Source organism: Pseudanabaena yagii GIHE-NHR1 (assembly GCF_012863495.1).
GTDB classification, from domain to species: domain Bacteria; phylum Cyanobacteriota; class Cyanobacteriia; order Pseudanabaenales; family Pseudanabaenaceae; genus Pseudanabaena; species Pseudanabaena yagii.
Window position 1 is genome coordinate 54,850 of the sequence record NZ_JAAVJL010000006.1, and the last position, 10,624, is coordinate 65,473.

6 protein-coding genes, 2 pseudogenes and 1 CRISPR repeat array are annotated in these 10,624 nt (G+C 43.5%); of the genes and pseudogenes, 5 read left to right on the forward strand and 3 right to left on the reverse strand.

The genetic code is table 11. From position 1 onward, the window contains the following. Positions 1–2 precede the first annotated feature (2 nt). Positions 3–827, reverse strand: a complete 825-nt coding sequence (locus HC246_RS24755) for a toxin TcdB middle/C-terminal domain-containing protein (protein ID WP_169366091.1) — start codon at positions 825–827, stop codon at positions 3–5. Here HC246_RS24755 and HC246_RS24760 point away from each other — a divergent pair. Next, on the forward strand, positions 817–1,959 hold the full coding sequence (locus HC246_RS24760) for a transposase (protein WP_225903043.1): 1,143 nt from the start codon (positions 817–819) through the stop codon (positions 1,957–1,959). The genes HC246_RS24755 and HC246_RS24760 overlap by 11 nt on opposite strands. Here the strand turns inward: HC246_RS24760 and HC246_RS24765 are convergent. Beyond that, on the reverse strand, positions 1,852–4,833 hold the full coding sequence (locus HC246_RS24765) for a SpvB/TcaC N-terminal domain-containing protein (RefSeq protein ID WP_169366092.1): 2,982 nt from the start codon (positions 4,831–4,833) through the stop codon (positions 1,852–1,854). The two genes, HC246_RS24760 and HC246_RS24765, sit on opposite strands and share 108 nt — an antisense overlap. Positions 4,834–5,589: 756 nt before the next feature. On the opposite strand from HC246_RS24765, the gene HC246_RS24770 reads away from it, so the two are divergent. The 4 genes and pseudogenes from HC246_RS24770 to HC246_RS24790 all read left to right on the forward strand — a co-directional run. Then, a complete protein-coding gene (locus tag HC246_RS24770; protein WP_169366098.1) occupies positions 5,590–7,140 on the forward strand; it encodes an AAA-like domain-containing protein in 1,551 nt (516 codons plus the stop codon). 67 nt (positions 7,141–7,207) lie between these two features. Continuing rightward, positions 7,208–8,071 (forward strand): alpha/beta fold hydrolase, encoded by an 864-nt coding sequence (locus HC246_RS24775; protein WP_169366093.1) that lies wholly within the window; start codon positions 7,208–7,210, stop codon positions 8,069–8,071. Then, positions 8,046–8,309, forward strand: a pseudogene (gene cas2 / locus HC246_RS27095) (CRISPR-associated endonuclease Cas2). Before HC246_RS24775 ends, cas2 begins: the two are co-directional and overlap by 26 nt. A 242-nt stretch (positions 8,310–8,551) precedes the next feature. Next, positions 8,552–9,282: direct repeats of the CRISPR family, unit length 31 nt; unit sequence CAAACCCATTACCCCGCAAGGGGACGGAAAC. 375 nt (positions 9,283–9,657) lie between these two features. Further along, a pseudogene (locus HC246_RS24790) lies at positions 9,658–9,828 on the forward strand (four helix bundle protein); the annotation flags it as partial. Here HC246_RS24790 and cas6 read toward each other — a convergent pair. Next, on the reverse strand, positions 9,829–10,624 hold a 796-nt coding region (cas6, locus tag HC246_RS24795; protein WP_169366095.1), incomplete at its 5' end, for a CRISPR system precrRNA processing endoribonuclease RAMP protein Cas6.

Below are 10,624 nucleotides of genomic sequence, written 5' to 3' on the forward strand. Positions count from 1 at the left end.
AGTCAATCAGGGTAGCCACTCAAGTCCGCATCAGCTAAATCCCGCCTCACATCTGGAGTCAGTTGCGCCAATAACACTGCATTCAACAAATCATCGGTTAGCGCCAGTTTATAGGTTTCGTAAGGCATTGCTAAAGCATTGACCTGTCCCAAGGGGAGATGAGTTTGCATGTCATCACGGAAATACAGCATTCGTACCTGCTCTACTAATCTCTTTGCAGGAGTCGTGCGATTGATGTGATAGGGAATCTCTAAATCAGGGTTACTAAGATTCGCATTCCGTAATTCAGCTAGGGTGAAATATATTGGTGAACTAGGTGAAAACCCCATCAGTTCATAGGTTGTGACCTCGTAAGGCAAAGGCAATCGATAATGGTTATCTCCAATGACAGGGGGAGTAAAACGGTTTACTGTGTAGACAAGATGCCTTTCTTGCTGCACACCTGCAATCAAGTTCAAGTATTCATCACGCAGGGTGGAATCTAAATACCTCCCAATGCGGGGATAGGTGACAGCTATTGACTCCAACACATTGCCATATTCATCCGTGCGTAGATTGAGAGTATGGGCAATACGGGGATCGGGCTGCACAGATTCCGAACGTAAATCCAACTCATAATGATAGGCGATCGCTTCACTCTCCGTCACCAGAAAAACTGCATGGCGATTAGTCCCACGATGTTGAAGGCGTTGAATATGGCAGTTGTGATATGCAGTCGAAAAGAGCTTAACTGAGATCTTGCACCAATCTAAAAAAAGGTTGCAAAAAAAGTAGAGATGTGAAAAAAAGGGCGTAGTAGAAAATTTAATAACGATTATGGAAAGCATCGTTAAGTACGCCCAAGGGCTAGTGTATAGCCTAATTTGTCTGATGCCAAGTGTGTATCAAAAAGCAAGTCTGAATGCAATATTGGGACTATTCCTCGAAGCACAAGGGCATCCATATCCAGAACATACACAGATAAAATCAGCCAGTTCGTTAAGTCGATTTCTCAATCACTATAACTGGTCAACGAAAGGGTTGATTCGAGAAACAAGGCAGGCAGTTTTGGGACAAATCGCCAAGTATCGTCCATCGAAACAAGTGCCATTAAAGATACTGATAGACTTGACCACCCTAGAAAAAAGCGGCAAGTTTTTACATTTGAGTAATCCCCCTAAAGACGAACCTGACCCATGGGTGAGAATACTCAACGGCAAGCGAGGACTACATTTGGTTGTACTGTATCTGGTCTATGGAGAGTGGCGCGTACCGTGGAGTTTTAGAGTATGGCGAGGTAAAGGATACCCCAGTCCCTCTGACTTAGCCTGTAAATTATTGGGGACAGTCCCGAAGCAACTAACCCAAAACAGAACTGTGATTGTCCTTGCTGATACTGAGTTTAGTACCATCAAGTTTTTCAACTCTGTCCGAGTCAAGTCTTGGCGCATTGTTGTCGGTGTACGCAACAATCGTAAACTTCAAGATGGACGTACTGTCAAACAACTTTATCGCCATGGCAAACGTGGACAACAAGAGATGCTCGAAGGGCTAACTACGCCTTTGAGCATCTCTTGGTTCTGGCTCAAAAGAGCCGATAATAAACGTGAGTTACGCTTTGTTGTCTCTTCTCATCCTTATTCTGGTGCTTATCTGGTTATATTGGGGCGTAAGCGTTGGGCAATTGAGGGTTTCTTCAAAACCATCAAACATCGTTTTGGTTTGCATTGTTTTGGACAATCGACAAAACTTGGTGTTTACCGTTGGCTTATCCTCTCTCTCCTTGCTTATCTTTTGGCTCATTGGATTGATCAATGGTCGAGTCCTCCTATCTTGGATTGGAAAGCTACATCTGATTTAACTCTTTCAGTTTTATTCCCTTCTGTCCTTTGGTTGAAGCTTCTCCGATACATCCGAATTAATGCCGATATTGCTGCTCGTCATGGCTTTGAAATTGTTCTTAAACCTATTCCCATTTAGAATATTCAGGAATGGTGCAAGATCTGAGGTAACTCGTTGCTCCTCCTCCCTTGCGAAAGCATCTACATCTACATCTAGTTCATATATTTCCTGTCGCAACATCATTCCCTTACAAGCCCTCAAAGCCTCCCGCCATTCCTCAGCCGATAAATCTAAGTCAGCCAAATCTGGTTCTGGAAGCAACTGCTCACTAAAGCGATCGCTACCCTGTTGCGATTCAGCCTGCGGCGCAAAGTACTCTTGCTGAAATTGGTTCAAAATGCGATCGCGGTCAAAAAAAGCTCCCGTATGAAACCAAGTAATTGTTTTCACAGGTGGCTGATAAAGCGTTCGGTCATCACTAATGTAAGGGCTGGAAATATTTTCCGAGGAAAAGATCCCAAAATCCTCTATATCAGTTTGCTCAACTCGTCCAAAGCCACGAAATTCTCGCTCAATGCCATCAAAATAGCCATGATGATAGCTATAGGTGCTAGCAAAACGGGTATTGCGCCATTTGTCAAAAACTGTGACCTTTTCCACTACATGCACGGGAAAAGGTAATTTTGTAATCCAAGGTTTACCTGCTAACCAATCTTGCAGATAGAACTTCGTAGAAGGTGCATAATCTACAACCGTTTCTGCACCCAGATTATTGATCGTCTTAATCAGCAAATGTGGCTTCTGTCCACCCATCAAATCGATATATCGCATCACCCTACGACCATTTCCAGGCATCGGTGATGACCACACCAAACAAGCCGTACCATTACCCAGTAAATCGACCACAGTAACAGAGGTAACACTATCGATCACAGGAAACGATCGTAACAATCGCTTTGCCGACCAGCCATTCCCCGACTGGTTGAAATAAACCTGTACCCCTTCACTACTGAAGTACAAAATATCCGTCGTCCCCGTCCCATCAATATCCGCCAACTGAATCCGCCGTTGGTTAAATATATCGGGCATATCAAACCAAGGCGCATTGTCCATCGTCACCTTTGCCCCAAACCGCCCATAGCCCAGATTTGCCCAATAGCAAACCTCCCCATTGCGAATTCGTACAATATCCGTCAACCCATCCCCCGACATATCCGCCAGATGAATCGACTGCGTGCTGTCCGCAAATACTACTCTCGGTCCTTGCTCCTCATCCCAAGGTTGATACACGCGCTCGGAAGCGCCAAATCCCTCTTCAGCTAGCGACGGATACCAAACAAAGCAATTATCTTCCGTAACTAGAATGTCACTGTGACCATCTCCGTCAAGATCGATAAACTTGAGATTCGGATTATCCCAATCCAAAACAGGCAGAGACTTAAAAGCAATAAATGATTCCCATCCCTCATCATGGGTGCGCTCATAAAAACCTGCTACCGCTCCACGCATCGTCACCAGATCGGGCTTTCCATTTCCAGCCAGATCGAGAAACTGAGCGCCATTTGCCAAGCCGCCAACGGGTTGACTGGCCACTAACTCAACAGGAGCAAATTGTGCTTCAATATGCTTCTTGCCATTTTCAAGAACCACATTAATCGGGCTAAGGTTACGCTTGTAAAACCAACCATTTCCCTGTTCTGTCAAAATCCCAGATAATCCTTCACCATCCAAATCCACCCACTGATAGCGAGTCCCATCCAATCCTTGAGGCAGATTTTCTAAACTTACAGGATCGACATCACGAACTGTTTCATCAATATGGGGTTCGCTATAGGTAAACTCAACTGGTGGTAAAGATTTTTTAATGTAGCCACCTGTAGAGCTACGCTTATAACCTACCTGCTCCACCGATCGCAAAAAGGAGTAAATAGGATTACGAGTATATGTCGGGTTATCTTCGTAGGAATAGTTCAAATCCGTCGATCGCACTAAACAATCCTGCCCCACCTCAGCTGCATTTGGAAAATGATGAAACATCAGCACCCTTTGACAAAGCCGATAAGTCCGCACTTCAAATCCAGCACGATAATTTGAGAATGGATCTTGGCGTACAATCCAATGGTTAGAAAGAGAATCTAAAGGTTTCGGATTATCCTCATCATGTTCACCGTAGTCAAAAACTATTTCAAAGTACCAGTTGTCATTGCTAGGTGGATTCGTATTAACAATATGACTAGGAAAATAAGGCTGATGATTGCCATAAAAAATTTTCTTTAGGTAATGATTAGCTGATCGCGAGCGGTTGCGTTCGTTAGTCTGAGAGGTAATAACATTGCGATCGTCTTCTCTCTGATACTCATAGACAATCACATTGCCTTTATCGTCATAACTCTCGCAGATCGACCAACTAAAGATGTGTGTCTTGTCAGAGGGATCGACTATGCGCGATTCTTCCGTTTTGCCATACCAAGTTGTGATGTTGTCCTTGGAGATCGTCCTCCAAAATACATCTGCGGGTTCGATCGCATTTGTCCATCTTTCAATCCGTGCAAACAATCCCTCAATTCGAGGACGGTATTGGCGAATCCGATAGCCATCGCGATCAAAGTCCGCAATCTTGTCTTCATCATTCAAGACAGGTACTAGATCTTCTGCACCTGAAAGAATGAAAACATCGGACTCTTCAGTATCCCAATAGCGCGGAATCCCTTTATCAGTCTTGCGGGTAATCGATGGTAGTGAAAGATTCCAGCCCAGTCCAAAGATACCATTGCCTGCACCCGAATCGTATGAGAGAGAAAGCTGTGGCGCAAACCCAGATCTCCCAGGACTAGTTGCGATCGGAATGCTCATCGAGCCAGTTCCCGTCACAGGATTAGCCGTAAACTTTTCACCCATGCCTTTGATTGCACCACCTCCCTTAGGTAAGGATATGGATGGAGGTGTAGTAAAGTAGCTGCTTTCAGAACTTTTGTTACCATCTGTCGAAGCTTTGGAGTTATAGTTACTCATTCTATCTAGCTGTAGACTAATATCTAGATGGGCGAGAAGACTTATGAAGCGACCTGAACTTCCTGTTGATAGAATCTAAACTAGTTTCCCGTTATAACCATTGAAAATTTTCAATCGTTGATATTTAAGAAAGCTAATACATATCAAACATATACAAGAATATATGCTGATTTATATGCTGATTTAATTGTCGCATCTAAAAATAAAATAAAAGTTAACAATTTCTTTTCTTGTTTACATAATGTGCAACTAAAATCCTTCAGATTCCTGATTTCTCATCCTGAACCAATAAGCAGGTTTGATTTGGGGGGCTCAAATAACCTCATGGTAATCAGGGCAAAAATAGTTGCACATTGAGTCTATGCTAGCCATACCAACTCATTCCACAAACCCAAACACGGAAGAAGCACTAGCAGACTGGCAATATTGGATAGACATGAATTATGAGTTTTAGATCTAGCAATTTAGAATCATCTTCAAATTTTGGGAGACTTGAGAACAGTTAGTAGGAGAATCCACCAAGGTACTCGTAGAACTTAGCTTTGATTTTAAGCATTGGTAAACCCTGCGCCAATAAGAACCTAAGAGAGCGTCAAGAAACAGAACGATGCTGATATTCATCAATTATTTATTATCAAAATAAAACGAATAAGCATAAATACTCGTTACTATCAACGTAAATTCAAGGTTTGAGGACTTTGCTTGGCACGTTGCGATATATTGAAGGGGTATTTGTCCGTTAGCTTAGTTGTCGTCATGCCCAAATGGTTTAATACTGCTGGTCCTTGTCAAGCTGATATTCATTACATGCTGCCATCTACAGATCGGCTGCCTGAAATAGTGAATTTGATTGCCCAGCGTAACTACTTTGTGATTCATGCACCAAGGCAAGTGGGCAAAACGACAGCGATGTTGTCTCTGGCTCAGGAATTAACTGCAAGTAGTCAATATACGGCAGTTATGTTGTCTCTAGAGGTGGGAGCAGCTTTCTCAGACGATTTGGGAGCAGCCGAACTAGCTATTTTAGGGGAGTGGAAACAGTCGATACGGTTTCGCTTACCTAAAGAATTGCAACCTCAAGAGTGGGGAGATACAGAAGCAGGGGCAAGAATTGGCACAACCTTGAGTCGCTGGGCAGAGTTGTCTTCTCGTCCGTTAGTGGTCTTTTTGGATGAAATTGATGCCTTGAGTAATGAAACGCTAATTTCTGTATTAAGACAAATCCGCTCAGGCTTTCCCAATCGTCCGCAGGGATTTCCGCAGTCAGTTGCTTTGGTGGGGATGCGCGATGTACGAGATTATAAATATGCATCAGGAGGAAGCGATCGCCTGAATACTTCGAGTCCTTTTAATATCAAAGTGCGTTCTTTTACACTGAGTAACTTTACGCTTGAGGATGTGCGGAATCTTTATCAGCAGCATACAGATGCCACAGGACAGATATTTACACCTGAAGCGGTTGATTTAGCTTTTCATTTGACTCAGGGTCAGCCTTGGCTAGTCAATGCGATCGCTAAGGAAATTGTGGAATACATAGCTAAAGATCCATCTATTCCCATTACTCCTGAGTTAGTGAATCAAGCGAAGGAAATACTGATTAAGAGGCAAGATACACATTTAGATAGCCTTGCCGAAAGATTGCGAGAAGATAGAGTGAGGGCAATCATTCAACCAATTTTATCGGGATTAGAGCTGGGAGATACTCCCGATGACGATCGCCGCTATTTGTTGGACTTGGGTTTAGTGGTGCGGAGTCAGGAAGGAGGCTTAAAGATTGCGAATCCCATCTATCAAGAAGTGATTCCTAGGGTTTTATCTCAAGGGGTGCAGGATAGTCTGCCGATGATTCAACCTAGTTGGTTGAATGCTGATGGAAGTCTTAATGCTCAAGTCCTTCTTGATGCTTTTCTCAAGTTCTGGCGGCAACATGGTGAGCCATTATTCAAGAGCGCTAATTATCCTGAAATTGCGCCTCATCTGGTGATGATGGCGTTTTTGCATCGGGTGGTTAATGGTAATGGCACATTGGAAAGGGAATATGCGATTGGTTCGGGTAAGATGGATATTTGTTTGCGCTATGGTAAACAAACTTTGGCAATGGAATTGAAGGTATGGGCTGATAAAAGACCCGATCCGCTTAAGGAAGGTTTGCCACAGATCGATAAGTATTTGTCGGGGTTGAGTTTGGATACTGGTTGGTTGGTGATCTTTGATCGCCGTTCTGGTTTACCGCCGATTAGCGATCGCACTACGACTGAAAATGTCATTAGTCCCGCAGGTCGGGAAATCATCGTCATTCGGGGATAGATAATGCAGTTGATACTTCTAACTTTTGCTAGAGCCAACTTGCACTAATTGTTACACTTAAAATATTATGACCGCAGAGCTTTGGCATCACGATAGGATTGATACGAATGGCATAAAATTGCACTACGTCACCGAAGGTGAAGGTGCACTGATGTTGATGCTGCATGGATTTCCAGAATTCTGGTACTCTTGGCGACATCAAATCCCTGAATTTGCGAAAGATCATAAAGTTGTTGCTGTCGATCTGCGCGGTTATAACGATAGTGATAAGCCTCAATCTCTATCTGCTTATGTGATGTCCGAGTTTGTGGAAGATATTAGAGGAGTAATCGAGGGCTTGGGCTATGAGAGTTGTATTCTGGTTGGTCATGATTGGGGAGGAGCGATTGCATGGTCTTTTGCCTATGCCTATCCTGAGTTAGTGAGTCGTTTGATTGTGATGAACTTGCCGCATCCTGCTAAGTTTGCGGCAGGACTAAAGACTCCGCAGCAGATGCTGAAGAGTTGGTATATTGCGTTTTTTCAAATTCCATTTTTGCCTGAGTTCTTGATTCAGTTAAATGACTATCGGCTCATTGAGGAGGCTTTTCGAGGGATGGAGATCGATCAGAGTGCTTTTACGGATGCGGATATTGAGCAGTATAAAAATGCTTTTGCTAAGCGGGGTGCTTTGACGGGGGCGATTAATTACTATCGCAATCTACCTACCTATTTATCCCAAAAGAAAGTGTGGGGTATTCTCAAAATTCCGACTTTGATGATTTGGGGTGAGGAGGATCGTTTTTTGGGCAAGGAATTAACCTATGGTACGGAGGAGTATGTGCAGGATTTGCGGATTCGCTATATTCCTAATTGCAGTCATTGGGTGCAGCAAGAGCAACCGCAGTTGGTTAATCAAATGATGCGTGAGTTTTTGGATAAGAGACGATAAGTGCTGTCTCAAGTTGTCAAAGTTTCTAGAGGGGCATGGGCGTAGGGTTCAGGAAAGTGTGTTTGAGTGCTTTGTTAGTCTGGATCAAATGAAAAAGCTTTATGAGCAGGTGAAAAAACGAGTAAAACTATAGGAGGATAATGTGCGTTTTTATTGGATACCTTCTGATGCTTTGCCAAAGGCTTTGGCGATCGGTAGTGCGTTGCCAAAGCCGCCACCAAATGTTTACATTATTTAGGTTGACTTTTTTGTTTTTAGCCTTTAGTCTGATTTGTATCGTCAAATCGACGCACCCCCTCCGAACCTTGAAAACCGCATAATTTCGTTGATGTGTGTCGATGCTTTACCCAGTAAGGGTTACAAGATATCCATTTTCTTGAAATTCTGTCAATAAGGTGTTCTTATTGAGACTAAAGTGAGGTGTGTAGATTTACCCTCTTGAAAAGGTTACTAGGTATAGCTCGAAAATTACAGGGGTTACAAACCCATTACCCCGCAAGGGGACGGAAACTCTGGAGCTTCTGATAATGCAGCTGACAGAGCGTATGGATCGCTAATGTTTCAAACCCATTACCCCGCAAGGGGACGGAAACCGTATTCATGTTTATCTCCGAGCAGGTTGAAGCTATCTAACGTTTCAAACCCATTACCCCGCAAGGGAACGGAAACTAGAAACGGAAGTGCTAACAAAAGAAGTTGGAACAACAGAAGCGTTTCAAACCCATTACCCCGCAAGGGGACGGAAACCACTCGTAAAATGTCTTTGCCCCTAGTTGTTTGCCTGTGCGTTGAGTAAAGTTTCAAACCTATTACCCCGCAAGGGGACGGAAACAACAAAAAACTGTAAAGATTCTGTTGCTACTTCGTTTGTTCTTTCACGCCTATTACCCCGCAAGGGGACGGAAACAAAACACCGTCACCAGTTGGAGAAGCTGTACCTTCAACGATTAACTTTCACGCCTATTACCCCGCAAGGGGACGGAAACGAGGGAGGGTTTGTAGTCCCCAACATTGATGACTTTTATCGTTTCAAACCCATTACCCCACAAGGGGACGGAAACTAGCAAGGTGCTAACCTGCGCCAAGATTGCACGGTATGTTTCAAACCCATTACCCCGCAAGGGGACGGAAACAATTTGGTAAGCCATTTCTTCTGCCATATCTTCAGGGTAGTGTGTTTCAAACCCATTACCCCGCAAGGGGACGGAAACGGGAGGGAAAGATCGAAGAATGAAGATCGAAGAATGAAGAAAAGAAGAAAATACGAAAAAACAAGAAAAAATAGTAATGATTATTAAAAACAATAAATAATAATTTGTTAAAAACTTAAAGCTAAATTCGATCTTCCGTCTTCTCTCTTTCGTCTTTAGTTCGCGGGGACGGAAACGGGAGAGAAAGGTCGAAGAATGAAGATCGAAGAGGGAAGGGGGGAAGGACGGAAGATCGAAGAATGAAGAAACAAAGAAAAAATCGAAGATTTTCTGCAATAATATAGAATTAAATTCCTAACTTTTTCATTCTTCGCTCTTCCGTCCTCCTCCTTTAAATTTCCCTCTTCCGCCTTCCTTCTTCCGCCTTTCTAATTTATGTTTGACCTACGAGATCGCACTAAAAGCTTTGCATTGAGAATTGTGAAACTATATACAGCCATGCCCAAAACTACCGAAGCGCAAGTATTAGGCAAACAGGTACTGAGAAGTGGCACATCAGTTGGGGCGCATTACCGAAAAGCAACCCGTGCGCGATCGAACGCCGATTTATGGAACTTTTTCTACTAAAATGCCGATCGCTTTACGCGCAGCTTGGGCATATTTCCTAACCGTTTCATAGGGCATATCGAGATCGATCGCGATCGCCTTCAAGCTTTCCCCTAGTTCACGTCGAGCTAAGATGGTTGCCCAGACTGTCGCCGTGTTCTGAGCGCGATCACCGCCTTGCCTTTTTTTGGTTTGCAGAAATAGATCTGTTAGCTCAGCGATTCTCTTAATTAAATGTTCTTGAATAGGAGTGGTTGTAATTGTTGCTTTTTCACTCTTCGCACTTCCGACTTCATTCTTCCCAATCAGTCTCGTTTGACCTAGCCCAAAAGTAGTTTTATGTCCTGTGCCACAATAGGCTGCGAGTTTAATTAGAGCCGAGAGTAATCTTTCAAAGTCAGAATTTCGAGATGCTTTGAGATCGATAGCAAATTCGACAGTGCCTGTAAATCCAGTCACATAGCCCTGTTTGGCAACAGCAACCTTAGTGCATTCAAGATCGTAGTTAGTTATATAAACCACCTGTTCAATCCATGCTAAAAACTCTTCTTGAGGGAAGGCTTCGGGCGCGAAGTTGTTCCAGCGACGGAGGTAGCTGTGGAAAATATTGGTGGGAATCGGTAAAGGCAAAGGATGATTTTTGCTGCGAAAGCAAGTGGGAGTTAGGAATGCGAGTGTAAATCTGGATTCTGGATTTGATGAAGCTGACCAGAGATTATTGTAGGTGGTGGCAGGTTGATTGATGGCGATCTGGGCGATCGCAAAGTTGCCATTATAAAGATTAACTGTCTCAGGA

Coding starts and splice junctions, on each gene's coding strand:
- HC246_RS24765 (WP_169366092.1), bottom strand. CDS start 4,833: ATGAGTAACTATAACTCCAAAGCTTCGACAGATGGTAACAAAAGTTCT.
- HC246_RS24760 (WP_225903043.1), top strand. CDS start 817: ATGGAAAGCATCGTTAAGTACGCCCAAGGGCTAGTGTATAGCCTAATT.
- HC246_RS24770 (WP_169366098.1), top strand. CDS start 5,590: ATGCCCAAATGGTTTAATACTGCTGGTCCTTGTCAAGCTGATATTCAT.
- HC246_RS24775 (WP_169366093.1), top strand. CDS start 7,208: ATGACCGCAGAGCTTTGGCATCACGATAGGATTGATACGAATGGCATA.
- HC246_RS24755 (WP_169366091.1), bottom strand. CDS start 827: ATGCTTTCCATAATCGTTATTAAATTTTCTACTACGCCCTTTTTTTCA.